This window comes from Rhizobium sp. MHM7A, from assembly GCF_005862215.1.
Classification (GTDB): domain Bacteria; phylum Pseudomonadota; class Alphaproteobacteria; order Rhizobiales; family Rhizobiaceae; genus Rhizobium; species Rhizobium bangladeshense.
On sequence record NZ_VCHT01000001.1, the window covers coordinates 494,601 to 519,367 of the forward strand.

The window sequence follows — 24,767 nt, forward strand, 5'->3', positions numbered from 1 at the left end:
CGGTAATCGGGACATCTACTTTCGAGTGGATGCCCCGCTATCTACGCGGATCACAAAAGGCCGTCGATAAGCCCTGTCGCGATATGATTGCCTAAGTTGTAAAGCGAGCGTCGACTGTTGGTACGGCCAGGCCGCAGACGAGCCTTGGGTCGAGTCGTAGACCGCAGGCCTCTATCATACGGCGCGAAACCGTGTTGTCGGCGTGCACGAACTCGACGACTGCATCCGCGCCCAGGTCTTCGACCGCTGCCATGATCGCCATTGCATTGATGGAACGGCCGAGGCCGCGTCCACGCGCCTGCGGCGCAACCGTGATCAGCCCCACCCACGCGGTGCTTCGATGTCTGCTGTGCGAATTGAAGCCCATGTTCGCATGTGCCGTCGCAACGATGTGGCCGTCGGCGTCCGCGAACGCGAGCGTGGCTGCGGGCAACACGTTGCCGATCAGCATCGCGCCAGAGAACGGCGCGATGCTGTTTTCGGCCATGCAAGTCTGAATTAGCCTGATCGCCTCGCCCTCGGAGTTATTGGTCAGGTCGATGCGTTTCAGGCCGTCGGGCAGACCAGATTGCAAGACTGAAGTACAGGCGGCGATTGCCGTATCCCGATTAGCGCTAAAGACGCTCCACAGGTCCAGCCGATAAGACGATCCCAACTTCTCGCGGATTTCCTCGACCCGATTGGACGGCACCATGCGAAAGCCGAAAACACCGTCGTTCGCCAGGCGGTCTTCGACGAAAGCCCAGTCGATGCGGTCTATATCATCGACGGAGAAGAACCTTCCCGCCTGTACAAGGCCGGGCGTGACCGCAATCATCGACTGCGCCTCATCACACTGGCGCTGGAGACGTTGCTGTTTCTCAGTGCCGTAGTAGTTCATTGCCCCTCGCATTGGTCCTGATCGGCCGCCTGAAGCAACAGCCGTGTTGTCGGGATTGGGCTTCAGTCATTATCATGAGCTAGAAAACCTCACGTTTGGGAGCGGAGCCAAAAAATGCCGGTTGAGCCCCCTAATGAGGCGTTTTGTCGCCGAACAGAAAGATCAACAACAGAAGAAAACCGAAAGACAAAGCCACACCTGTCCACGCGCTGTAAGCTAACCTGCGCAACGAACGAAATTCCTCGGCGACAAAGAACCTGCCGAAGCGGCTGGACTTACGACCCTGCCGTTCTCCCCAGCTAAGGCCCTGGTCCTCCGCCCGATTTACTATGCCCCCGGTCCGACTGAACGCCGCGACGTTCGTCCAGAGAGCGATAGCGAAGCTTATGAGAAATGCACCGACACAACCCCAAACTGCTACCTGCAACAGGAGCGGTTGACCTTCCATCCTGAGTGTCATTTCGTGCACCTCAGTTCGCACAATCCCACCCAAAGCGGATAGAAATCGGCAGAGTCTCACCATTAGCTGGTAATGGAACCCGTCAATCCAAGCGCCAGCGTCATTTCATTTGCGATACCTAGACGGGCTTCAATCACCGCAATTTTCTCGGGAGTGTCGGCCGCAGAAGCCTCGATGTCGATAAACAACTGCTCGCAACCGCCCGGCACGACAGTGCCGAACATCTGGCCGGGTTCGTCGCTTATATTTCGCCAGCTGTGCCGCACATGCGGTGGCAGAACGACGACGGTCCCCGGAGGTGCGTCGAACTCCTCATCACCGCATTGGAAACGATAGAGGCCACGAATTACGCGAAAAACTTCGGTCTCCCGGGTGTGAACGTGAGGGGCTGGGCCATGACCCGGCGGAGTGAAGGTCTCCCACATCCCGAATGCGCCACCAGTTTCGGCGGCCGTGGCGTGGATAACAACCTTCGCACCAAACGGCGTTTTCGCGACGCGCTCTTTGCCAGGCAAAGAGACGACTGCATTCCGGAAACTAGACATTGCCACCCCCCCCCGTTGCGATATGCATAGCATACTTCTGGAGGCTGTTAAACTTGCTGCTGAATTAGCAAAGATAGACAGTCTCAACCCGTAACTTTCTCTCCAAAGAGCGGACAAGACGATCTCGCCGTCATTCGCTCCGAACAACTGTCGGATCGTCTGACCATGTTCCGGATCGATGTGATGCTCGCCGCTCAGATGCGAGGTTAATTCCGGATCGATTGAGGTTGTTCCGGGTGGATGTGAAGCTCGTTAAATTTGTCGAGCTTCACATCCGAGCGGGATCGCCATCGCTGTAAACATTGCGAAAATCGCGCTGGGCTCCAGTATTTTCCGGAATGAGCATCGCATCCGCCCGGAATGGAGGCGTAAAACTTCACGTCTGACCGGAATCGTCCGAACACTTCCTTTCAGCGCAGTCACCGTCACAAGTCTGCCCGGTGAATGAAGATGTCCCGCATTCAATGATGTCCGTCAGGTCGAACTCCGCTGTAGGATTCGCAATCAACGGTCGAGTGAAACGTACTGAGGAAATACCTCTTCTCCGGCAGCACCCATCGGCGGAAATCTGCTGAAATGTTTTTCTCTCGCAAGTGTGACATGAGAGATAGCCGAACGGGCTAAACGTCTTCGAGGGCTTTAGAAGATTTGCGTCCTGGACTCAGCATCTTTGGAAATGATTTTGCTATTTGTCCGGGTTCTGTTGTTCCATCAACTCGATCCTGAGAGCATTTAACTGTTCGGATCGTCTTGGAGGATACGGGCAAGATACCGCTCCAGCGGGAAATTTGGACGTCTTCCGACTTTATGGGCCACGCCATCGAATCTTGCACGCGCATCAGGAACGATGAAAACAGTAAAGGATGCGGGCTGACGACGACATTGGCGTGCCGTCGTCAGCTGATGGGAAGTCACTTTTGTGAAGTGTGATCCATTCTCTGTATCCCTTGCTGCAACCCACAAGCACCAAGGTCATAGGAGTGTGCAGAGATGAGACTACCCGATTTAAACAGATGGACCCCCTTAGTAGAACTCCTTGCCAGGGGGCTGGAGGTGGTCAGCTACCTCTTGCAGATTGCACTCATATCCCGAGGATAATTTTCGGCGAGAGCTATTTTTGTAAGACAGGTATTGCAGAGGCAAGTCAGGCAAAAAGGGAAACCTCAATGCCTGACTGTGGCAATTTCGTAGTCTGACGCAAATTGGTGTGCATGCCTTCAAAGACGATGAGGCCTACTTCGTGTGTTACAGGACTGCGCCGATCTTCGGATGGAGGCGCGAAATCGTCCGCAAACGGGAGATCGGCGATTTTCTTGCCAGTGGATGTCACATCCCAAAGCTTCTGATGGAAGGCCACGGCGAGGGAGCACGGCGGCATAACTCTGAAAAAGCACCGGCCCTGCCCAGGTGGCGGTGGTCCTCAATCTGGATCAAATAGAGAAGCATGTGGTGGACTGCTGGGCGTCGCTCTCCAGTACCCAGTCATGAGATTCTCGGTCCCATCCGTTTCAGCGCGGAAAGCAGTGCAACAGAGAGATGTCTGCCGCTCATAGCGAGACCGGCATTGAACTTGTAGTCGTCTCGCGAGCTTCCCTACCCTGCAGACCGATCCTTCTCTTCGTTCGCCCAGTCTCGCCGATGGCTAAGACTATTGGCAGAATGACGTGGTCCGCCCATTATAGAAATCAATGCTATCAAATTGGGTGCCGGGCGGGCAGAAGCAATTCCACTCAAGACGCGATGATGGCCCTATCCGGAGAGACCACGATGTTCCTTTCGGACAGGCGTGCGCTTTGGTTGGCGCTGTTGTATTGATCCTCGGCTGGTCCTTCTTCGCCTTTGCGTTATTCGCGGCGGCAATATCACTTGTCAGTTTCGCCACACTCGCAATAGTCTCCTCGGGGCCGGATGGTTGATCCGTTGGCACGGTGTCAGATGACGTCCCGATGGCGCTGATTTCCTCGATAATCTTGTTCAGCTGGCTTTGCTGGATGTCGGATGTGGTCTTCGCTGCGAGTTCGAGTTGTTCCTGCTGAAACTCCGCGAGCGCACCGTCTCCGAGCAGCGGGCTTGACAACAGGGACAGTGCGCTCAGTATTCGCTCATTGGGGGGGTTGCTTTCGTTGAGTGAGGTTCGGAGATTTTCGTAGTCGCCCACAAAAGCTGGAGTTTGTAACCACGCATCGCGGTCGTTGAGGTGAAACGTTCTCTCAAAGAGGTTGTCCCGAATTATGTTTTTTGGGTCGTCCTCGTCGACATGTACACGGGAGTAGCAATCATTTACCTCTGCCCCAAATGCTGCTATTGCACACGAATACTGCGTTTGAACGGAAACACATTGACGGGGCACTTGCAGTCTACCAGGGCAAGTCTCGGCATATGTGTTGTAGGGCTCGAAGGTGTTGGCGCGCATGCATTTTTCATGTGACGCCCGCAACTGGCCAAGATAGGCGTCGTACTCTTTGGTGAAGTCGGCGCATTCGTCACTGGTCGGATTGAACGGCAACAGTGGACGCGACTGGGAGAACGCGTGGTCGCCATCCAATGTGAACGACAACATGGCAGAAAAGCCGAGAACAATTCGAAGGGTTCGCTGCAAGTGCATCTTTCGCCCTCTCATGGCTGCTTCAATGAAGCTTCGTAAGCTTTAAGCGCGTCACGACTTTTGGGGCCGAATTTTCCGTCAGCATCGCCTGTGAGGAAGCCTTTTTTGATCAAGACTAGCTGTAGAGCGACAAGTGTTTTTCGATTGAAAACGCCATTTTTTACATCGTCTAAAAAAATGTCAATGATCCATTCCCTTTTCGACGCAAATGCCACGAGCAGATACTTTAGGGCCGAATCGTGATCGACTTCGCCGCGCGACTTTATTGACAAAACCCTCGCGAGAAACAGATATGCGTCTGAGTTACCTAATTTAGCGGCGCGTTCATACCACCGCTGGGCGGTTTCTAGATTCGTCTTGACCCCCTCCCCATTTTCATACGCCCACCCCATCCAAGCCATCGCCCACGGATTGCCAAGGTTGGCAGCCTCTTCAAACAGGCGAATCGCCTTCTGATTGTCTTTCTCTATAAACTTACCATCCAGGTAATATATACCCGCGCTTACGATGGCTTGAGGTGATCCCAGTTGGATCGCTTTGTTAAACCAGTTCAATGCATCTCGACCGCTGCCGGAAGCCTCAAACGACCTCGCCAATTGATAAGCAAAACGTCTACTTTTTGGAAAATCTTCAGAAGCCTCTTTGCACGCCTCTACGGCATCGGTACCAACTTTCTTTAGGTTGTCGATATCTGTTCCAGCTAGATCAACGGGCTTGTCGGGGTCATATGGATGGCTCGCCATCTCGTCACACGGCGTGATGCATGAGGCCATACGTGCTTCCATGTCGGCTTTCAAAAGAGTGACAATTTCGGCGTTCTTTTTGTTCTTGGCGATCTGCAGCGGATAGACTTTATTGTCGTCCCTGACGCATGCCGAGGCGCTCTTTGCGAGTAACTGCTTCACGGCGACAACATTACCTACAGCAGTAGCCACATGGAGCGGATAGAGCCCTTGCTTGAGCCGCGCATTTGGCTTGGCACCCTTATCGAGCAGAGCCTGGGAGAATTCATCTGCGCCAGAGGCAATAGCAAGGAACAGAATGGGCGATCCCGACCGGCTGGTCACATCAGGAGACACTCCAGCATCGAGGGAAGCGCGGAACGTGGCTATGTCACGGCGTTCCCATGCAGCGAACAGGTCTGAAGCATCCTTGGGTTCTGATTGTTTGCTAACGGGTTTCGGCTCGACAGGCTTCCATTCCGCAATAGCCTGCTCGATCCCTGGTAGGGACTTCTCGTCGAGTCCGCTCCGAAGTCCCGACGCTTGGTCTGCCGCTGTGTCGTCGCCGAACCGTGCAGCAAGCCTGAACCACATATAGGCGAGCGCCGTGTCGTAGGGGAGAACGTCTCCCTTTTGGTATAATTCCGCCAGTCGGCGCATCGACCTATAGTCACCGCCCTTGGCAGCGTTGAGCCAAACGCCGACCGCGAGTGGACGTTCGCCATATTCCCAAGCCCTTAACCCATCGAAGAAGTCGAGCTGTGGAGATTTAGACGTCTCGACGGTCGCTTCTTGGCCGGTCGCGAGCGACGTGATTGGAAAGACCGCTAGACAGATGGCAGCGACGAAAGCCGTTACGCGAGTACGCGCATCCCCCCGTGACACTCGTAGCATTTGCCCCTCCAGCAAATCTCAATTGCCACCTTCCGATCACACAATGATGATCTGCGCCTGGCGATATACCACTGTACGCCAAGGGTTGAAGAGGCGAAAGTTCAAATGTATGTGGCGAAAAGTGGAAACTGGTGGTCGAGGAGGACCATGCGTGGCCTCGTCGTGTTAGACGCTGGCAAGACACCTTGGTCGAATGCGGGTTCGGCAGAACCGCCATGCAGATTCGGACTGCGAATCCATAGCACGAAGAGGGCAGAAATCGACGCGGTCGACGCGATGCTCGGGTCGCGATGACACTCTCGCTGCTAGTCATTCTACGATCTGCCCGACTTTGCCGGAGTAATCTGACCTGGGCATCGCGCAGCACAGGGGGCCTTGATCGTCGATACCATCAGTTTTCTCTTTGAAACAGACGTCAGCCAGATCGACTGCCAATCCCTCTTTTATGAATATCCGTGCAGAGAAAGCTTCTAGTTTGGTCGCTCCTCCACAGTCGAGATGCGTACTGGGCGTCGGGCACTGACAGTCAATGATTGCCTCTCCATTTTCTTCGAAAGTATGCATCTGCGCCCAAGCGAAGTCCCCGTCTAAGCCAAACCAGCTTAACGCCAGCGCTATCCGTAGCCAGCTATTTGCAGAAGTCTTCATACTTCTCATCCCGTATAGATACTTTTGTCGCAGGAGACGGCAAATAGATAAAGCTGTCAGCGAAGTGGACTATCCGATCAGAGGGATTTGTCTGAAAATCAGAAAGTTTGAAAATTTTGGGAGGCATGCTCACGCTCGCCTTAAGCGCTTTTGCCTTGTCTGCAAATGCTTTTGTAGGCTTGAAGGAAACCTTTACCTTCGCGTCGATCAATATTCGACTACTAGAGTCAATATCATAAGCGCCACGAGGCTCAATAACCTTGTAGGTTCGAACGGTATGCTTCGGGATTACAACCGTTTTTTGAATCTTTTTGGTCACCTCTGTCTTTTTAGTTTCTGTAATTTCCTCTTCACTGCGATTTATAACCTCGTCCGAGAATGTCTGGCTGAACTCTCCTGAAATTGTGGCATTCCAGCCTCCTGCGGCACCAGCCTTGAAGCCGCCGTCGCCCTTGATGGTAACCGAGTTCGTAAGCTTTGCTGTTTGTTGGTAGAACCGGAGGGATCGCTTGACCACTTCGATGGATGAAACCTCAGTGATATCAATTTTGTCTTCAAAGGGATCGGCCGAGCAATTCTCGATAGTTTTGTGATCGATGACCCTATCGTCCTTTTTGGAATAAGAGGGATTGTCTGAGTAGATTATGTTCATACTCAGTATCTCATAGCTTTGCACTGAGACTTTATTTATGTCAAAATTTTCCGGAACCGGATATTTTTCTACCACAGTCTTATTTATAAAATCAAAGACAACTTCATCGAAGAATTTTTCCGCCGAAAATACTTGGCTGGTGGAGCAGCCAAAAAACAATGCCAACGTGAAGCTGAAGTTACGCATAGTCTAAATTACACCCATCCCATCCCTTCGACAAGTGATGCCGCAGGGAGCTGATAAAGCGCTCTGGGACGAACGCGGATTCACCGCTGTGAGTAAAAATACAGCGCCCGCAGCCCTTCTTTCGATAAATCGATACCTGACGGCTGCGTCTTGCCTGCTCGAACCATGACTAAGACGTCTCCCATGTTGAGCCCTGCAGCTCGACTGTAGGTTAGTAGTGACTGCATTCCGGGTTGGGTCGGCTCCTTCGTCATCGACCGGCACCGTTCGACCAATTCTCTGGCCTCTCTTGCAAGATATCGTGGCCCGGCTTTACCGCCGATGGGCATCTGCAAGAATTCCCGAATGTAACCAGCCTTCGCCCATCGGCGGAACTCCGTTCCCGAAATCCCCGTGATCTCCTATTAAATCCTGTTTCCAATCGATGAAACTGGGCGCATGGCATGCCGCTCAACAAGGGCGTGTGCGATGCCTCTATGGAAATCGCCATCAAACTCCGCATATCCTGCAAGCGCCGTGATCAATCTGTCGCTTATTTCTGGCGACGGGTTTTGAATTTCTGCAGCGCAAGCGTCTTTGAGATCAGCGTAGCATCGAATCGCCCTTGTGTCCTTCTCATGAAGATTATGAGCCCCCTCCACCAGGAGAGAGGCGAAGCTCTTGCAATCTTTGGCGCAGAGATCGATGCGAAATGCGTCCGGAAGCAAAACCTCTAATGAGGAGAACTTATCCTCGCGCTGGAAGTAGGTTGGATCGTAATCAGCCGCCCTCACGGCAATGAAATCATCCAGCGCATCGATCTCAGCGAAGGAAAAGCGAAAGAAATTGGCGGCGTTCTGGTTTTCAAGCTTCGCCAACAGATCGATGTCTTGAAACTGCTGGATTGAGACCCGCGCTACATCGTTGCTGCCGACAGGAAAGATACTCACTGTCAGGATGGGTTCGTAGACACGCTGCCAGAGGTCTCCATTGACGAAGATATGCCGGTCGACATTGTTTTTGAACGACCGGAAATATTCGTCTCGACGGTTATTTTCCTGGTGGCGGAAATCGGAAGGGTGAGCTTTCGGGTCGCCGTACAGTTTGGCAGCGGCAATCCCGTTCAACAACTCTTCCGAGATCATTGGATGGGTCTTTTCTGCGAACCAGGCGGGATCGTCTTTGTTGTCGATTGTCAAAACGCCTCTCATTGAGAATTCGTCCGCTGGCGCATAGAATCCGTCGTTGTAGTGGCGGAGTGCCCGTGCATATTCGACACGTTTTATCTTGTGATACTCCTGCCATCGCGCGGCAATAGGAGCTTCAGCGCTCGAAACGGCTTCAATTTCGACCTCGCACCACTCCGTAAACCGGCGCGTGGTAGGCGTGCGCTTGCCCGGGGCAACAACATCGGCCTTATATTCGAAAGGCAGGTTCATCTTTACGTGGGTCATGGTGCCTCTCATCGTGTTCTTCTGTGGGCGGATTTCAGCGGCCGGTTTTCGATGCGGTTCGCGTAAAGTTCCACGCGATCTTCGTAGTAGTTATTGCCGAGCGGTTCGGTTTTGGCATGTGCGGCAGCGAAGTGCCTGAAGACATCCAGGACTTCGTCCAATTCCACGTCACGATCCTTTTCAGCCGCCTCAACCACGGCCTTAAGATCAAACCAGGCGTTCGTTGTGGCTTTTCCGTGAGCGAGGATCGAGTCCTCGGCACCCGCAATGATCTTCTTGCAGACTCTGAGAAGACTTTGGCGTTCCGGTTCTGCCGAGATGACTTGTGGAAGTTCGATTTCAATGTTTGCCGCATTATCAACGATAGGTGCCTGGCGGTGCGGGTTGTCGAGCTTGCGGATAAGCCGGAGGAAGTCCAGGAGCCCCTCACGGTCGTTCAAACGAAACAGTTCCACCCTGTCAGTGCTTTCGCCACCAAACACGACATCCACGTCGACGCTGGAGTTGCCCATGGCCATATGATAATCCAGCGCCAGCAGCGGTTCATTGCAACGTTCCCAGACCTTACCATCAACGATGATCAGTGAAGAGCCTAAGGTCTTCAGCCGTGTCGCTTCAGCATCCAAGGTGTGTTCCCGGATTTCCTTGGCGTCCTGCGGTGACAGTGCAGAGAGTTCGCCGTTAACGAATTCGCTTAGAGCTTTCTTCCGGTCGTCGCCTCCAAGGGCTGCAATGGCAAAGAGTGGCGTAGTGCGCTCGCCGGTGTCGCCCCATTGTTCCAGACAGCTCGTGTCGTAGTGCGGACTCGCTAGACGATTACGGTCGCCTCGATAGGGTCGGTAAAATTGGTCCTCGAACACGCGCACGATTTCCCGCCCTTTGACTTCACGCGCGTCTGACCAGCCGCCCATGTAATCCCAACGGGCAAAGACCGGCGCATCGTCCGACCCCAGCTGTTTTAGGGAAAACGGAACCCATTCGCCGTAATACACCGTCCGAAAGGCGCGCTCTCGGCCGTATTTTGCCTCAGCTTGGGAAATCAGTGGAATCTGCACGACGACTTCCGGATAATCACTCATCGGCGTTAACGCCCCAATGCCGGTTGGGACCGCTCAATAATCCGGTTTTCGAGGCGGTCACTCATTGCCGCAATCTCGCGACGAAACCGGCTTGAAGGATCGTTATCGGTGGCCAGAATTAGGCGTTCCGTCACTTCCTTGAGCAGGTCCAGATCAGCATTGCTCCTTGTCGATTTTGTTTCTTCGAGCTGATCTTTGACGTCGTGCCAGAAGGTCGTCGCCTCGCGGCCAACGTCCAAGACCTGATCTTTGCTGAATTTCAGGACCTCCGCAGCCAGCTTCACCATGGCGTCTAGATCGACCTTTGCCTTGAACGCCTGCGGGATATGTATCTTCAAGTCAGTGACTTTGTCGAAGACCCACCGATTGCCCCCATTCTCCGTGGCCGGGATCAGAAGCTCGCCAAATGCGATCATGGCTTCCCACTCGGTGAGGCGGAATTTGTGACCCGGGGATTGCCAGTTGCCTGAAGGGAACTCGACTTCGTAGGCAACATGCTTATCCCTGTGCATATTGTCCCCCGTCAAGGACAGGACGGGCTCGTTCGTTTTCTCCCAGAGCAGGTTATCGATTACGAGCAAGTCACCAACGATTGCTTGTGCCTTTTCCAAGGCTTCCGTTCTCGTGTCGCCGTAATATTCTTTCTGATCCGCCAGGGTGCCCGTGGTCATCCTCCCGTTGATGAAGCTTTCAAAGGCCATGCGTTCCATTGCAAGGGTTGCATTGGCGAAAGCACTAGCAACCGGTGCTCGGCCGTATTTGACATCGTCACTGGAAAACGTGGAAAGGTTCGCCTGGTCTTCTCCGTGACGATTTTTCTTAGGGCTGTAAAGCTGATCGCCAAGCACTCGAACACAGGCTGGCGTCAGCTTCGAAATATCCTTATTCATCCACTCTGCTGCTACAGGCGCTTCGGTTGAATCAGCCGTGTTGATCGCGAGATCGACCCATTCGCCGAACCAGGCCTCCCGGAATTTCCGTTCGTTGCCGTTTTTGACCTGTGCTTTGAAAATGATCGGGACTCTAATCGACTGCTGATGCATTGTTTATCCTAAACGGGCTGACGACGGTGCAATTACCCGCATCGTCCATCGATCCTGTGCAACATTCAAATAAGAGATGCCATCCTTGTTTGGCTGAGGGCTGCTGCGGTAGTCGTTGCCGTACCGGTCGATGGCGTCATCGATCAAGGCGTCCGTTGGCGACGCAACCGCTCGATCAACGGCATCACGGAATCGCACCCAGGCAATCATCGTCTCTTCGTCGGCGCTGCCTATCGAGGAATAGTGAGCGTTCTTTGCCTTGACCAGGTCGTCGAGCACGAGCTTTGCCGTGAAGTCGAAGGTGAAGACATCGTGTAGATACACCTCAGCCTGCCATTCAGGCGAGAGTTCATCGCCAAACCGGCTCTTGATCGTATCGACAGCCTGTTCCCAGTCAGAAAGAGGAATGATCTCGCGTTTGTCCGCACTATCATCGAGATGACTGACCTTCACCCACGCGGCAAAGCGCTGGCGCTCGTAGTGCATCGGCCGGACGATCTGGTAGACGGGTTGCCGGACTTCCTCCCATAGCTTGCCGTCGATCAGAGCCAATCCTTTGGCAGCCTCGGAAATCTCATCGGTATATTTCTTGGCCGCGACCTTGTCGTAGTCCCTGAAAGCCTCTGATGTGAACGGGACCAACTCGCCTCTTAGATATTCAGATACAGGTCCTCCAGACCTGGAAAGGGGGTTGGACGTGCTATAGCCAGACGTGGCGTTGTTGAGGAAATCCTCGGCAGCGACATAGGTCAGCGTTCCCTGCCCGGCACTTCCTTGATGTGCAGGCTCGTAGAAGCGTCCGTCGATGAACCGCACTGGGGTTGTCGGTTCCGGCTTGTAAGCCTCGGGATATCGACAGGCAAGCGGGGCCTCCTGAGTGTCATACTCGGGGATTTCCACTTCCAGAGGGATGTAGCCGTTCAAGCGCTCTCGCTTCGTTCGCCGTGTGGCGCTCACAGCTTCACACCAGAAAATGACCGGAACCGTAATTTTATGTGTTTTCATTTGAGGCCTGCTGTGCGTTCGGAGAAGGAGTGGACGGGGCGCAGTGACCAGCGCTCACGAGCCTGCTTCAGATAGAAGGCGGCGCGTGGCTTGGCTTCGGGCGCAGCCGTGTATCGCTCGGCGTGAATCTCGAAGACCGCGTCCAAAGTCGTGGGGTCATTGCTTCGCTCTGCCCGGAGAACGGCGTCACGAAGGTGGCCCCATGCCATCATCGTCGCGAGATCAGCAGAAGTCAGGTACGGCGCGTGCTCGTCCAGAGCCTTGTCGAGAAGCTCCAGAACTGCGTCCCGGGTGCGATCCAGCGAGAAGGCGTGGGGGATCAGAACATCTGCAGCGTCGGCGTTCTTGAGAGCTTGGCCGAACATGCGTTCAGCGTAATCGGAAGCTTCATCAAAATTCGAGAGGGCGAACTCGTACGCGACGCTTCGATCCTTGGATTGTCCTGCAACGACGACTGAAACGCTGGGTTCGTCCTCGCTCTCGGAAGGTCCCTTGACCTTGTAGTATGGTTCGGGAGACCGCTGGTATAGATATCCATCGATCAGCGCGAGGTCGCATGCTGCCTCCTGGACGGCCGTAATCTTGGCGTTGAGCGCAGGCTTGTCGTAATTGAACACGTGATCTGCATCGAACTCGGCAACCTCGCCCTTCCTGTAATCTGCGGCCATGAAGCCGATGTCCTTTGGAAATAGGCGAAAATCCTGGCCATCCACCTGGGCAGTCTTGGTCACGAACTTTTCTTCAGACATGAAAATCGGTGGCAGCCGCCGAACCGGATTGAACTCGATGGGTTGAAAGAACACCGGTCTGAAAAAACCGTCGCCTGTCGTCCTGACGTGATCGCGGCCTTCAGGCGCACCAAAGCTGTCGAAATGAGCGGCAACGGGTGCCTCTTTGCCGTCATAGACGGGAATGGCAATGTCCACCACGGTGAAATAGGTCGCGTCAGCAAGCTTGTGGCGAGCCGTCTTCTGCACCGCGACCGTGAATGGCAACGGTATGGCAAGCTGGCGAACGTTCATCCCCGGGCTCCGAAGCTCTTTACAGGTCTCATTTCCTGCCGCTCGATCAGGCTTTTCAGTCTGTCATGCAGGCTTGAGTGGCCATTGCCGATTGCCTCACGATAGGCAACGGCAGCTTCGTAGAGGGGTTGCGGATTCTTATCCTCCAGGAATGTCGAGTAGGCCGTCCGGAACTTCACGTATGTGATGGCTTGAATTTCTGAGAACTTGCTGATTTTCTCATCTTCGCAATACCGAAGGATTAGTTCCCCATCGGCAACCATTCCCTGGATGTCCATGTCAGTTTTCAAGGATTCCGGGATATAGACAATCGCTTCGCGCTCGATATTCAGGCTTTCGCGCTTAGAGCGCTCGCTCCTGAAGTTACCTGTCATGGCGAATTCATGCGCCTCCTCGAACCGGTCCATCGTCCAGAACTGTGTCTTGACTGGAAGCTTCTCTGGATCGTTAGGAATGATGCGCAGGACACTTTGATTGTCGTGGTTGACATAAGAGTTCATGCCCACAACGTAGACCGGCTCCTGCAGGCGCTGATAGACGATCCCATCGACAACGATCAATTGTTTGATGTCTTCCTCGAACTGCCGGATTCGGTCTTCGCGCGTATTGTTTTCGACAGTGCGGTAAAGGCTGAGATCGATTGGTTTTCCGTCCGGAAAGTTCTTCGCGGTTTGGTAGTAAACGCCCGCCTTGCCAAGTGGATACCCCGACATCTCGGTGAGCCATTCTTTCTGGTAGTCTTCAACGGTCAGGCGTTTGCCGCGTGGAATGCGGTCTTCGCCCTCGACCTTTCGCAGAATCGGCCACCAGTGCGCGCCTTCGTACCAGCGCGTGTGCTGAAATCCGTCAATCGGAGTTACCCCCAACGCCGTGTACTTGTGAATTTGATCGTAGCTAGCCTGATAGCGGTCGCCAACGACTGGCTGCTCCTCTCGCCACGCAACAGCAATTGGTGCTTCCTCGGAAGTGGGGTTTGCAATGGGAATGTCGATCCACTCAAAGAAATTGGTCTCAACGGGCTTTCGCTTCCCTATTTCGACGACGTCGGCATTGTACCCAATCGATATCTTAATGTGCATTATCCGGCTCCATACGCGTGACGGGAATAATACCGGTTCACGTTGAATGTAAGAAGGGGCCGTTGATCGCCTTCCATTCTCGGGCAACAATCGAAGGAAACCGACAAGGACCGGACAGAGATGGACTATATCTACGCTGCCGCTGAGAAGCATGGACCTGGCGCAATACTCGACGCTGGTCCCTATCGTCTTAATGACATCAGAGACGCGGGTGCGGATGAGACTGGAGCCTACACCTACCTGGTGGAGCCATTGACGCCGCTGATGACATCGCTTACGGCGGAAGATAGCCACAATGAGGTTCAGCGTCTTCGAATCAAGGCCCTCCTGTCCGATCCGGAGGTGCAACTATTCGAGGTTCAGTTGCCAAGTCTCGATTTCGATCTCAATCCCGGTCTCGACAGCTTTCTTAACGGAAACCCCTCCCCGCGAATAGTGCACGATTTCGGTCGCGACTTTCTGGTTGTGTGTGTCGGGGAGATGCACGAAATGCCTATCTACGCGGTGACAAAAGTAACGTTTAAGCGCAAGAACGATATAGTGTCTGGATTGTTGACACTTCGAGAGGCTATCCGGTTTTCATCAAATCCCGTATTTCTGACGCAGGAGTTCTCTTCTTACTCTCTGCGTCAACATGCTGACTTCGGCCCCCTGTTCTTGCCGCCAAAAGGCTTGCGACACAACGGATTGACAAGGAAACAGCGCGCTCGGAAAAACGTCCGCATTAAAAGAAAGCTGGAAAACTGGAAATTCGTCTGAAGAAATGTTGACATTTTGCCGAAAAAGACGACATTCGTTAAAATGTTAATGGTGAAATTCATATCTTCCTCACGGCTGACCCCGTAGTGATATTCTTGACGATAGGAAACTCAATTTCTTTCGGACAGAAAGGACGTTCGAAATGAATCAGTCTAGCAGGGACTTCTCGGATGCAATCGTCTCAATGCAGGCGCGGCATTCGCAGTCCAGGCCCGGCACCTCGTTGGTTTTGGCCAACGGCATGCCTCCGCCACCGGGCACGACGGTTGTCACGCCGAAATATGTTGACTGGTTTGACGGTCAGCGGACGATCCAGGAACTGCGGGAACCGGCGGTCAAGAAGACTGAATCGGAGCGTGAGCTGGCGGAAAAGACGCTCGGTATCCTGCGTGATGCAGGGACTCAGATGCATGACAAGATCGCCCGAGCATTGCCGCATGGTCATCGGATGGAGCACGCTGTTCTGGCGGAACTGCTGAAGAATACCCCATATCTTGGCACCTGCCGAATTGGCCGGGTTCCTATTGGCCGTGTTGGTCCAGAGGGCCAGTTTCTTTCGATGGCGGAATTCTATGTCACGAATTTCGACGCCAAGATTACCACGCAAGGCAAGCACTTCTACAATTACCCGTCCTCGGAAGCCGCGCTCGAAGCCGGTCCGAAGTTCTTCGGCATCGGCATCATCGCGGATCGCTATGGCCGCCGCCTGAATTTCGACAGGCGTTTTGGTGATTCAGGCGTCTACTATCAGACCAAGGACGAGGCACTCGCCACCTACGCAATCGCTGCGATCAGCACGGGCCGCAGTTTTTCAGAACTCCTGTCCATGGATAAGAAAAACAAGGGCAAGACTATTAATTCCCTTTCGGGGCTCGAAAGCGTCCCGTTCGGCAACAAAAGATAATCAGAATAATGTTGACATAAATTCCGACCGTTGATAATGTCAACATTACGAGCTGAGTGAACGGGTAAAGTCCGACACAACGAGGATTAAATGATGCAGGCCCAGGTAATGAACAACGCAAATCGGTCCCCGGCAATGATGGCTGCAGCTGCGCAGCAGAGCGGTGGCTCTTCCCGCCTTGACCGTTGGCTCGGTGATTCCGCCCCTTCGGCAGCGAAGCTCATCATGCTGACGGAGGAAATGCTGCGTAAGCTTTCCCCCGAAGAAATTCTGAAGATAACCGCGCAGAACCTTCCGATCATCGGCGCTCAGGCACGTGATATGTTTATCAGCAAGCTGCCCGAAGGCAACAAGCTGCAGTCGCCGCAGAAGCTTCAGGGTACTCCCCTGCGCTCGGCACCGTATCTCGGTTCGTGCAAGATCGGCCACGTCGTCCTGGGGCGCGATGGCGACCGTGTTCATCTGAACGAGATTTTCATGTCGACCTTCGATGCCGATATCGATCTCACCGGCAAGACGAAGACCGGCGAAATCTTCTCGTTGAAGGATCGCAAGATCAGCCACGAGCCGCGCATGATCTACGGCATCAACACGATCTGCAAGGTCGAAACCATTGGCGGTCAGAGCCGTCTCGCACCGCTCGGCTTCAACCTCCAACAGGGCGACCGTGGCGTCTCTTTCCAGACCAACAACAAGGTCGAGGCGTTTTACGAAATCGTTGCTGCGTCGACCGGTCGCTCCATCGAGGAACTGAAGGCTGCCGCTGCACGGAACGCTGCTGCCCGTTCCTAATTGTCCACGGTCCTGGATGTATCAGGATAGTGAATGCTCGTCCTACTCATGATGGGGAAAAACGAGCAGTCTAACCCGGACCTGTAAGCCAATCGCCGCGCTTACATGCTCAATTTTGTGATCGGGCGGAAACGCCAGCGGTCGTTCACCAGGTCAATTCTTGACTTGAGATCGGCGTATATCGAACCTTTGAAAAGCGTCGGGTGGTCAGCAAGCTCCGACAGAAGTTCGACTTTTTCAGAACCCTTCAGTTTGCGACTGACCCGCCGATGCAATTCGACCGCATCCTGGATGAAGGTTTGATTTGGTAGCGCGCTTAAGCCGCTCCGCACCTCGGCCAGCAAGCTGTCGAGACATTCCATGTCATCTTCAAAGCGCAGTACGTCGGGTCTGTAGACCTCGATATCCTCAATGAGATCATACACCTCGTAATTTCCTGTGGGCTTCCTGTCGTCGAATACGGTGCGGAAATCGTCCAGCCGGTCGATCCTGTGCGTGTAGAGCGGCAACTGCCTTTCACGGGCGTTGTTGGCGTAGGAGCCGGTTGTATCGCCCACTGTAAGGGTGAGCGTGTCCGGCGGCCGGTGTTCGCTTGTCAGGTTTGCGGTAAGGACGGGTTCTCCAACACGGTGATAAAGAACGCCGTCGCAGAGGAGCAGATCGCTGGCTTTCCGGTGCAACTCGAACCGGGCCTGGAATTGATTGCTGAGGTCGAGACTATCAAGCTCGACGTTCGCGATTTTTTCGGCGTCGAGGATCGGAAGACTTTCACCCTGCAGGGTTATGGACCTCTTCTCGTCCGACGCAGCTTCCAGGATGCGGCTGTTGCGCTTAAGACCCTTCGGCAGGAGGTTGTTGATCGCAGCCTGATTCGCAATGGCATCGTCGCTAAATCGAACCTGATCGCCACCCACGGAGCCAAGCGGTCGCCAGTGATCTCCTGCTATGAAGCACGTGTGACGCCTCCCAACCGGCTCATCCCACGGAAGCGACTTCTGCTGCCAGGAAACTGCCATCGGGAAATCGTCGCGGTCGATCTCCTGTATGTTCACTTCTACCGCTTCTATGACAGCGTATTTCTTTCCGAGGCTATTGGCGCGTAAGGCGGCGGTGATTGTGTAGTCGATGGGAAGTCTGAGGCGCATGCGTAGGCTCCGATAGCTCTGGATTTCGCAGTCTGACCCGGCGCGACGCCTTAATCCAACTACCATTCGTTGCTAAATTTTGAAACAGATGCGGAATTTTTCTACCTCAGATGAGCGCTGGTCAAGTTACTTCTGAGGGACTGGAGGTGAACGGTGACTGCAAGTGAGCGAGGTAGACGCCCGGGCGAAATTCGCGTGTCGATCCACAAGACCGAGAGCCTTGACTCGGAGTTCCTGCGTCAGGCGCTGGTGCGGGTATTCAAGAAAAGCGAGCAGGATGCCCAGGTCATAATTAGAACGGTCGAGCTGGCTGGATCGGCCGAATGCGGCACATTACTCGCGTCAGGTGGCGGAGACGAAGGTGGATGAGGTTCGCTCAGATGCCTTAAGGCGACAAACTCGCATCGATATGCGACTTTCCAAAAATGATCTGAGCAGAAATAAGGCGAATTGATAGCGCCGACGATTAAAAGGCGTGCAAATGCTGCATAGCAAACATGCGGCATTTGCCGTTGTTGCCCATCAAGACCTGCACCAACATGGTTGAAATCCTTTGTTTTGTTGGAGTTTCAATCATGTCGCACGAAGCGGCCTCTCAATCCCTTTTCTCTCGTTTCGTTTTGACGCCTGCCCGTTTTTTGATCAAACGCCGTCGTGACCGCCGCCAGTTCGCAGAGATGATGACGATGAGCGACGCCCTGCTGCGTGACATCGGCCTGACGCGTTTTGACCTCGTTACCGCAATTCATTCGAAGGGTGGTCTGACATCGACTGGTTCCCTTTCCCGTGTTGCCGCTGCTCGTAGCGCAGCGGTGCATGTCATCGAGACCGCGCGCGTGCCTGTCAGCGTAAGTGAGCCTTATCTGAAGGCTGCGTGACCCCTCACTCGCGCCTGATTTCGGTCTCACATGAGAAGGGCATCGCATCCGTAGTGGGTTGCGATGCCCTTTCGTCTGCGGGATTTTCACCGGAATGTGAACGTCGATAGGTTTGGTCTGAGGTTCCAGCGCTCGACTGCGGCGTCAAGCCGGGCTTTGTCATGGGACTTCAGAGCCGCTTTGATTCCTGAAAGTTTGACTGCGATGTCTTCGAGTGTTTCAGTATCCGGAAGATCGGGTCTGCCTTCTTCAAACTTTGGCACGACATGGTTCAGCCTGACGATATTCATCCCGACCTCTTTCGGGAGGTTGGGCAGGATGAGCAGGACTTCATCGATGATCGCGCGCGCAGAATAGATGAGGCTGTAGGCTTCGTCATCGAATGACAGGTGGCTATCGTCGTGTACTGTGGGTTGACCACCAACGAACCGAATGCGTTTATTGGGCCAGCGGTCCTCGGCATAGGCTATGGCATCGTCGAGCCGGTCCAGTCGGAACACTTCCCAATCCTCATGGAATTTGTCGACCGTCCTGATGTGGATCGAGACAGCTTCATTCTCTGAGCTGTAGATGCACCCAAGGACCGGTTCCGCTGTGATCTGGAACAGGTTGCCATCCACTAGGACGAGGCTGCGAATAAATTCCCTTGCCGAATGTGACTTTAGCGCAAACGTGTCCTCGACATGCTCGCCGTTTGGCAGGTTATCCGGCCGCCAGCTGTCGTTTGCGAACGTCTCGTGGAAAAGGTCGTGGTCGTAGCCGCTCGGCTGCGAGTTCCGGAAAAATGTTTCGTCGTATGTGAAGACATGGTCTCTGGTCAGCATTGTCCGGCGGACATCGATGGGGCGGAGCGGGAGGAAATCCGGTTCCGTATCTGCATGGGGAGAAACAAGTATCGGCGACAGGAACCGTCCGTTGTGCCAGTAGCATTCCCCAGATGGGCCAAGAGGCCTGGTGTCCCCATAATTTGCGGCCTGCCAGCTTGCGACCGGCGTCAGGTCCTGCATCGAAAGTTCTTCAAGGTCCGCCCTTAATGAGCCGAGAACGTTGTACTTTCTTGGTTTCTCGTTGAATTTGAGCGTCGCGGTGTAAGGGACCGGAAATTCGAAAACTGCCATAATAGCCTGCATCCAGAATATGAAGCTTCACCCTTCAGGATTATTGTGAAAAGAACAAGCAAGGATGGTGGGCTCCGGACTTAACCTGCGAGTGGAAGAGTGACCCGCTGGATAAGGCCCTTGGACGAGCGGTTTGCCAAGGTAACCGTGCCGGAATGGGCGGTGATGATCTCTTTGACGATAGCAAGCCCAAGGCCCGCTCCGGCGGAGTGCTTTTGCCTGGCGATGTTCGCCCGGAAGAACGGTTCGAACGCCCGGTCAATCATGTTCGCAGGAATGCCAGGGCCGTTATCGACGATCAGGATGACTGCTTGATCTTGTTCTACCAGAATCGCGACCTGGGCACCAAGGCCATGTGTCGCGGCATTGACCATAAGGTTGCTCAGTGCCCGCTTGAGGGAAAGGGCTTTCCCAAAGACCTCGCAAGGAACAGACCGGACGAGCTTGATGTCGTGACCGATGATCTGCAGGTCCTGCACCGTCTCTTTCACGATATCGTCGAGGCGCAGCTTGGCCTTTCCTTCCGGATTGACCTCTTCCTTCACAAGCGTGATCGCGTCATTGGCAATATTCGTAAGCTCGTCCACGTCGCGCATCCAGATCGAGCGCTGCTTGTCGTCTTCAATGAACTCGCAGCGCAGCCGCATACGGGTCAGAGGTGTGCGCAGGTCATGACCGGCCGCAGCGACGAGCCGCATACGGCTTTCCATGGCCAGCTTTACCTTTTCCGAGAGCTTGTTGATCAGCTTGATCGTTTCGCGGTCCTCGTAGATGCCATCCTCCTTGAGCATGGGAATGACATCGCGCGGGTCCACGGAGTCAATTGCCCGACCAAGGATCGACAACGGCCGGGCGATCATGTTGCCGACGACGATGGCGACGAAGGAAGCGCAAACAAAAATCAGGGTCACATATCCGCCAATGACGAGAATGACCCAAAGTGGCGTCACCCCCTTTTGGGCATTGAACAACTCCTCGGCGATAGCGTTGCGCAGAGCGGACTCCTCTTTAGGGTCCTTCTGCTCGCCACTGGTGTGGCGAAACACGACACTCGGCTGCAGTTCCTCCGACGTCATTTCCTTGATCGTCTGGTAGGTGATGTGCGAGGCAACAGATATGATGCTGATGCCGATCATCGCGATCATCAGCAATATCGTGACCTGGAACCGAAGCGTGTGCAGGAATTTCATCGCGGCGACTCTTCTCGCTGGATGCGAGCGGTGAACTGGTAGCCGCTGTTTCGCACTGTCTTGAGAAGGTCGCCGCGCCCGCCAGCCTCTTCGAGCTTCTTGCGCAGTCTGCTGATCAGGACATCCACCGAGCGGTCGAAAGGATCGTTGGCCATGCGATTGTGGGTGTTTTCGATGATTTCGACACGCGTGATCGTGCGATTGGGCCGTTCCATAAAGGTGCGCAGAACGTCGAATTCGGCGCTGGTCAGCTCAAGCTTTTCGCCCTTCGGTGACGTGACCATGCGGGCGGCATTGTCGAGACGGAAATCTTCGAAGAGATAGACGCTGAGTGATGCATCCGGCGTTGGCTCCTGGCTGTCCTTGACGCGCCGCAGGATCGCCTTCACGCGTGCGACGAGTTCGCGAGGATTGTAGGGCTTGCTGATGTAGTCGTCGGCACCGACCTCAAGAGCGATGATCCTGTCGATCTCTTCGGTGACGGCAGTCGCCATGATGACTGGCGTCTTGTTTCCGCTGACACGAAGGTCGCGGCAGGCATCGGTGCCGGACCCATCGGGAAGCATTTTGTCGAGAATGATGATGTCAATCTCGGACCGCGCCATGACTTCGCGAAACTGAGCCAGGTCCTCTGCGCGTTCTACGTCGAAGCCTTGGTTCTCCAGAAACGTCGACAACATGGACAGGATTTCGGCATCGTCATCGACGACCAGAACACGGTTTTTTCCGGACATATCAGCCTCTCAAAAGGAATACTTCTTGAAAGGCTGACCGATTTTAATTCCTTTGCATAGCCGGAAAACTACATGGACAGGCGAGGCGACGTTAGAAGCTGGGCTGTGCGGCGGTGTCGAGCGCCTCGGCGTTGTCGAGGACGGCGATCCAGCCGCGTTTGTCGACGTCCGCGCCTGTCCGGCCTGTCCTAATTGCTTCCGAGATGAGGGAGCGAATTTCCTGCTGCGTATCGGGCGACAGTTCGCCCCATGTCGCGATGACATGGTCCGATACAGTGCTCACCGATGCAGTCATCCGTGGAAGTGTATAGGCGACGGAGCAGACGAGTAACGCATCTCGCATTTCATTCGCGGCCAGAGAACTGATGCCGTGAACCTTCGACACCGTTTGCAGGAGAGCGCTCGCTTTCGGCGACAGTTCAGGCGTGTCGCGTGTCAGGGCTGCGACAAGTCCTCGCGCGGCGTGTGGTTTGAACTTCCCAACCGCCTCACTGAGCGTTACATCCGGCAGCCCTGGCTGCGACAGCATATAGCTGTACATAGACTCCACTTCCTTGACGATATCATTCGCAAGATCATTGTTGCCTGAAACCTGGCCATCGAGGTGCTCAACCAGCGCTTTGGCGAGCGATGCATCAAGGTGCATAGCAACGCCGCGCGCGGCTGTGAAATCATAAACGTACTGCGGATAGGGAGCTGGCATGGTTGACCTCGCATGAATGTTTGCTGTCTCTTTGGTAGCGCAGCGTCATGCCAATGACCAGTGGTCGTTCTCAAAGGGATGGCAGCAATCTTCAGAAACAAAAGCCGCCGCAAGGCAAAAAAACGTAAAAAGAAAGCCGTTGGGCCGAAACACTGGAAAGCGCTATTATGAAGGACATGAAGACCTTGGCTGGGTTTTCATTCCCTCTTCTTAGGTTCCTTCCCTGGATGAGTGTCGACCAAAGGGTCTGCGTGAATTGAGTCCCCATTGAGCCCCGTTGCAAATCTGTCCTCTGCAGCGGGGTTTTTCTTTGCCCGAAAGCTATGTCAGGTGATGACGCTAACGGTAAACGAACACAAGCTCGAAGAACAGGACCGGCACCCATCCAGTATAAGCCTCGACTCTGGAGCTGCGTTGATCATCTGGATCAGAGGCCGGTTTCGCGGACCTTGAACTCATTAGAGCGGGAGTCGCGGTAAACTTCGAGTTTCTGCAGCAGGGTCGGCGCGCTGTCGACGGCATTGAAGCACGTCACGGTCGCACTCGGAGCCGAGCGGGGCCATGCAGAGTTCTTGGCCTGGACGCCTGCGATCACGATGAGGCGATTGCGCACCACTTCACGAAAATTCTTGTCGACATTGTCGAAGCTGAAGGTCTTGAGAGACGGGCTCATTTCCTCGACGAAGCAGGTATCAGCCATGGCGGATTGAGCCGACAGGAGAACAGCACCAGCTGCGAGGATTGCGAAACGCTTCATGGGAGAATTCCTTTCATTCACTGAATAATTCCATATCGGGCTGGAATTATTTTCGCAAGGAGTTTCCGGAGTAATTCCTTGAAAAACTCTGAAATCAGTCAACCGATAAGGAATTCTCAATCTTCAGGCCTTCATCGCTGACTGCGAAAAAGCGGGCCTGGCCGGTGCGGATGCGTCTGATAAGCGCAACAGTCTGCTTTCGATCAATTTCAATCGCGCCAGCTTTGATCGCTTCCTGCCGTCTGAAGAGCGGCAGGTCGTAATGCGGCGTGCTGGCGTGCCACTGATACCATTCCCGTTTACAGCCGATCAGGGCTGCCATCGCGTGCAGCTCGATTTCGGTGTCCGCCAGCATGTGGCACATGATCATGCCACGAAACTTCCATCGGCCGCTGTCGACGTAAACAGCCATCAGGGGGCAAGCTTCCCGGGTCCGTTTCCGGTGAAATTCTGGATCATTTCTCTCGTCATGTCCTCTAAGCCCGCTTTTTGCTGATCCAGTGCCAAGTGCATGGACAGCATTAGAGGAACGATCTTTGACATGTGGTCGGTTGCTCTGGCGGAAAAATCCAGTTCTTCCTCGCTGTGGAGGTTATGCAGCTTGCTGCCGATATAGTTGTCAGCGTGGTCCACCATCAGATTTTCGGGCGAGATGAAGAAATTGGGTTCCCTGCCCAGGATCGGCCACTTGATGTCTAGACCAGCCGAGGAATAGTAGCGATGCTTTTCCCAGTCGTCGAACATCTGAATATTCGTCACGCCGATACGCTTCTCGCTCTGGCTTTGTACTGTCGCGGTGGCAAATGGTCGAAAAACCTTCCGCTTCGGTGTCGGAAGCTTCATGTCTTCGGGGAGGTTCTTTGTCAGGCGCTCTGGAAGCGTCGCCGTAATCGTCATCCACGCTCCGATGACGATGGTGCGTTCCGCGTCCTTCCGCTTTGCCAACCGCTTCTGATGCTCAGCCTCGTAAAGAGCTTTGCCCTGCTCTATCCACCAATCGCGGCCTGTTGCCGTTCTGCGAATGAGTGACGTGTTGTGGTGCAGTTCGAATTTCACGAACTTCTTCGAGAACTCGTCAACGGACGCTCCGCCTGAAAGGTAGTTGCGCCTTGTCAGGATGCCTTCGTTACAAAGGCTCTGGCAGTCAATCGCGAGCGACCCACCCAGACGGCGAGTGAGGTCGATCATGAACTGTCTGTCCTCGTCGGTTGTGCTCATTCCAGATGAATTGCCCAGGACGCGGTCGATCCATAGGCCGTTCTCGTCCTTTTCCGTGATTTCGTGGAACGTGAAGTCCTGCCGACTGCTGTTCCACGATCCATGGTAGAGCGTCAGAAATCGCAGGCCCGGAGCATTTGCTTCGAACAACCAGTCGCACAATGCGAGTTGAGGATAGGTGAATTTCTTTTTCGACATCAGTGAATCCGGGAAAGCAGTGGTTTGTCTGACAGGAGTTTATTGAACCGCTTCGAATGGCACAAAGTGGCCGCTTATCCTGAGGTTGGCAAGGCTGTTGTTGAAAATCGACCAGCCG

25 protein-coding genes are annotated in these 24,767 nt (G+C 54.3%); 5 read left to right on the forward strand and 20 right to left on the reverse strand.

Features of this window, described 5'->3' with window-relative positions; all coding sequences use genetic code 11:
* Positions 1 to 91: 91 nt before the first annotated feature.
* The 12 genes from FFR93_RS03015 to FFR93_RS03070 all read right to left on the reverse strand — a co-directional run bounded on the left by FFR93_RS03015 (position 92) and on the right by FFR93_RS03070 (position 14,253).
* The gene (locus FFR93_RS03015; RefSeq protein ID WP_138391884.1) at positions 92 to 880 is read right to left on the reverse strand and encodes a GNAT family N-acetyltransferase; all 789 of its coding nucleotides are present in this window, start codon (positions 878 to 880) and stop codon (positions 92 to 94) included.
* A 522-nt stretch (positions 881 to 1,402) separates the two neighbouring features.
* Positions 1,403 to 1,885 carry a cupin domain-containing protein gene (locus FFR93_RS03020; RefSeq protein WP_171049046.1) on the reverse strand — a complete coding sequence of 161 codons (483 nt, stop codon included), beginning with the start codon at positions 1,883 to 1,885 and terminating at the stop codon, positions 1,403 to 1,405.
* Positions 1,886 to 3,533: 1,648 nt separating this feature from the next.
* Positions 3,534 to 4,490 (reverse strand): hypothetical protein, encoded by a 957-nt coding sequence (locus FFR93_RS03025; RefSeq protein WP_138391886.1) that lies wholly within the window; start codon positions 4,488 to 4,490, stop codon positions 3,534 to 3,536.
* A gap of 11 nt (positions 4,491 to 4,501) precedes the next feature.
* The gene (locus tag FFR93_RS03030; protein WP_138391887.1) at positions 4,502 to 6,106 is read right to left on the reverse strand and encodes an ankyrin repeat domain-containing protein; all 1,605 of its coding nucleotides are present in this window, start codon (positions 6,104 to 6,106) and stop codon (positions 4,502 to 4,504) included.
* A 309-nt stretch (positions 6,107 to 6,415) separates the two neighbouring features.
* Positions 6,416 to 6,754: a hypothetical protein gene (locus FFR93_RS03035; RefSeq protein ID WP_138391888.1), complete on the reverse strand. Its 339-nt coding sequence runs from the start codon at positions 6,752 to 6,754 to the stop codon at positions 6,416 to 6,418.
* A complete protein-coding gene (locus tag FFR93_RS03040) occupies positions 6,735 to 7,592 on the reverse strand; it encodes a hypothetical protein (RefSeq protein WP_138391889.1) in 858 nt (285 codons plus the stop codon). The genes FFR93_RS03035 and FFR93_RS03040 overlap by 20 nt, the downstream gene beginning before the upstream one ends.
* Before the next feature lie 404 nt (positions 7,593 to 7,996).
* Positions 7,997 to 9,025 carry a hypothetical protein gene (locus tag FFR93_RS03045; protein WP_138391890.1) on the reverse strand — a complete coding sequence of 343 codons (1,029 nt, stop codon included), beginning with the start codon at positions 9,023 to 9,025 and terminating at the stop codon, positions 7,997 to 7,999.
* Positions 9,026 to 9,033: 8 nt separating this feature from the next.
* Positions 9,034 to 10,104 (reverse strand): hypothetical protein, encoded by a 1,071-nt coding sequence (locus FFR93_RS03050; protein ID WP_138391891.1) that lies wholly within the window; start codon positions 10,102 to 10,104, stop codon positions 9,034 to 9,036.
* Positions 10,105 to 10,109: 5 nt separating this feature from the next.
* Positions 10,110 to 11,147, reverse strand: a complete 1,038-nt coding sequence (locus FFR93_RS03055; protein ID WP_138391892.1) for a hypothetical protein — start codon at positions 11,145 to 11,147, stop codon at positions 10,110 to 10,112.
* Between the two features lie 3 nt (positions 11,148 to 11,150).
* Complete coding sequence (locus FFR93_RS03060) at positions 11,151 to 12,152, reverse strand: hypothetical protein (RefSeq protein WP_138391893.1); 1,002 nt, start codon at positions 12,150 to 12,152, stop codon at positions 11,151 to 11,153.
* Entirely contained in the window at positions 12,149 to 13,174 is a 1,026-nt protein-coding gene (locus tag FFR93_RS03065; protein WP_138391894.1) for a hypothetical protein, read from the reverse strand. Before FFR93_RS03065 ends, FFR93_RS03060 begins: the two co-directional genes overlap by 4 nt.
* Positions 13,171 to 14,253, reverse strand: coding sequence for a hypothetical protein (locus FFR93_RS03070; protein WP_138391895.1), 1,083 nt, complete (start codon positions 14,251 to 14,253; stop codon positions 13,171 to 13,173). Before FFR93_RS03070 ends, FFR93_RS03065 begins: the two co-directional genes overlap by 4 nt.
* A gap of 120 nt (positions 14,254 to 14,373) precedes the next feature.
* Between FFR93_RS03070 and FFR93_RS03075 the strand changes: the two genes are divergently transcribed.
* From FFR93_RS03075 to FFR93_RS03085, 3 genes are all read left to right on the forward strand, one after another.
* Positions 14,374 to 15,012 carry a hypothetical protein gene (locus FFR93_RS03075; RefSeq protein ID WP_138391896.1) on the forward strand — a complete coding sequence of 213 codons (639 nt, stop codon included), beginning with the start codon at positions 14,374 to 14,376 and terminating at the stop codon, positions 15,010 to 15,012.
* Positions 15,013 to 15,154: 142 nt separating this feature from the next.
* On the forward strand, positions 15,155 to 15,916 hold the full coding sequence (locus FFR93_RS03080; RefSeq protein WP_138391897.1) for a DUF6656 family protein: 762 nt from the start codon (positions 15,155 to 15,157) through the stop codon (positions 15,914 to 15,916).
* Positions 15,917 to 16,009: 93 nt separating this feature from the next.
* Positions 16,010 to 16,708 carry a hypothetical protein gene (locus tag FFR93_RS03085; protein WP_138391898.1) on the forward strand — a complete coding sequence of 233 codons (699 nt, stop codon included), beginning with the start codon at positions 16,010 to 16,012 and terminating at the stop codon, positions 16,706 to 16,708.
* A 101-nt stretch (positions 16,709 to 16,809) separates the two neighbouring features.
* On the opposite strand, the gene FFR93_RS03090 is transcribed toward FFR93_RS03085, so the two are convergent.
* Entirely contained in the window at positions 16,810 to 17,853 is a 1,044-nt protein-coding gene (locus FFR93_RS03090; protein ID WP_138391899.1) for a hypothetical protein, read from the reverse strand.
* 195 nt (positions 17,854 to 18,048) lie between these two features.
* On the opposite strand from FFR93_RS03090, the gene FFR93_RS40660 reads away from it, so the two are divergent.
* Complete coding sequence (locus FFR93_RS40660) at positions 18,049 to 18,222, forward strand: hypothetical protein (RefSeq protein ID WP_171049047.1); 174 nt, start codon at positions 18,049 to 18,051, stop codon at positions 18,220 to 18,222.
* Between the two features lie 128 nt (positions 18,223 to 18,350).
* Complete coding sequence (locus FFR93_RS03095; RefSeq protein WP_138391900.1) at positions 18,351 to 18,731, forward strand: DUF1127 domain-containing protein; 381 nt, start codon at positions 18,351 to 18,353, stop codon at positions 18,729 to 18,731.
* A gap of 86 nt (positions 18,732 to 18,817) precedes the next feature.
* Here FFR93_RS03095 and FFR93_RS03100 read toward each other — a convergent pair whose 3' ends face one another.
* From FFR93_RS03100 to FFR93_RS03130, 7 genes are all read right to left on the reverse strand, one after another.
* Positions 18,818 to 19,738 (reverse strand): hypothetical protein, encoded by a 921-nt coding sequence (locus tag FFR93_RS03100; RefSeq protein ID WP_171049048.1) that lies wholly within the window; start codon positions 19,736 to 19,738, stop codon positions 18,818 to 18,820.
* 191 nt (positions 19,739 to 19,929) lie between these two features.
* Positions 19,930 to 21,039, reverse strand: a complete 1,110-nt coding sequence (locus tag FFR93_RS03105) for an ATP-binding protein (RefSeq protein ID WP_138391902.1) — start codon at positions 21,037 to 21,039, stop codon at positions 19,930 to 19,932.
* Complete coding sequence (locus tag FFR93_RS03110) at positions 21,036 to 21,773, reverse strand: response regulator transcription factor (RefSeq protein WP_138391903.1); 738 nt, start codon at positions 21,771 to 21,773, stop codon at positions 21,036 to 21,038. Before FFR93_RS03110 ends, FFR93_RS03105 begins: the two co-directional genes overlap by 4 nt.
* Positions 21,774 to 21,864: 91 nt before the next feature.
* Entirely contained in the window at positions 21,865 to 22,476 is a 612-nt protein-coding gene (locus FFR93_RS03115) for a hypothetical protein (RefSeq protein ID WP_138391904.1), read from the reverse strand.
* 427 nt (positions 22,477 to 22,903) lie between these two features.
* The gene (locus FFR93_RS03120; RefSeq protein WP_138391905.1) at positions 22,904 to 23,233 is read right to left on the reverse strand and encodes a hypothetical protein; all 330 of its coding nucleotides are present in this window, start codon (positions 23,231 to 23,233) and stop codon (positions 22,904 to 22,906) included.
* A 94-nt stretch (positions 23,234 to 23,327) separates the two neighbouring features.
* On the reverse strand, positions 23,328 to 23,645 hold the full coding sequence (locus FFR93_RS03125) for a DUF4031 domain-containing protein (protein ID WP_138391906.1): 318 nt from the start codon (positions 23,643 to 23,645) through the stop codon (positions 23,328 to 23,330).
* Positions 23,645 to 24,649 carry a hypothetical protein gene (locus FFR93_RS03130; protein ID WP_138391907.1) on the reverse strand — a complete coding sequence of 335 codons (1,005 nt, stop codon included), beginning with the start codon at positions 24,647 to 24,649 and terminating at the stop codon, positions 23,645 to 23,647. Before FFR93_RS03130 ends, FFR93_RS03125 begins: the two co-directional genes overlap by 1 nt.
* Between the last annotated feature and the right edge of the window lie 118 nt (positions 24,650 to 24,767).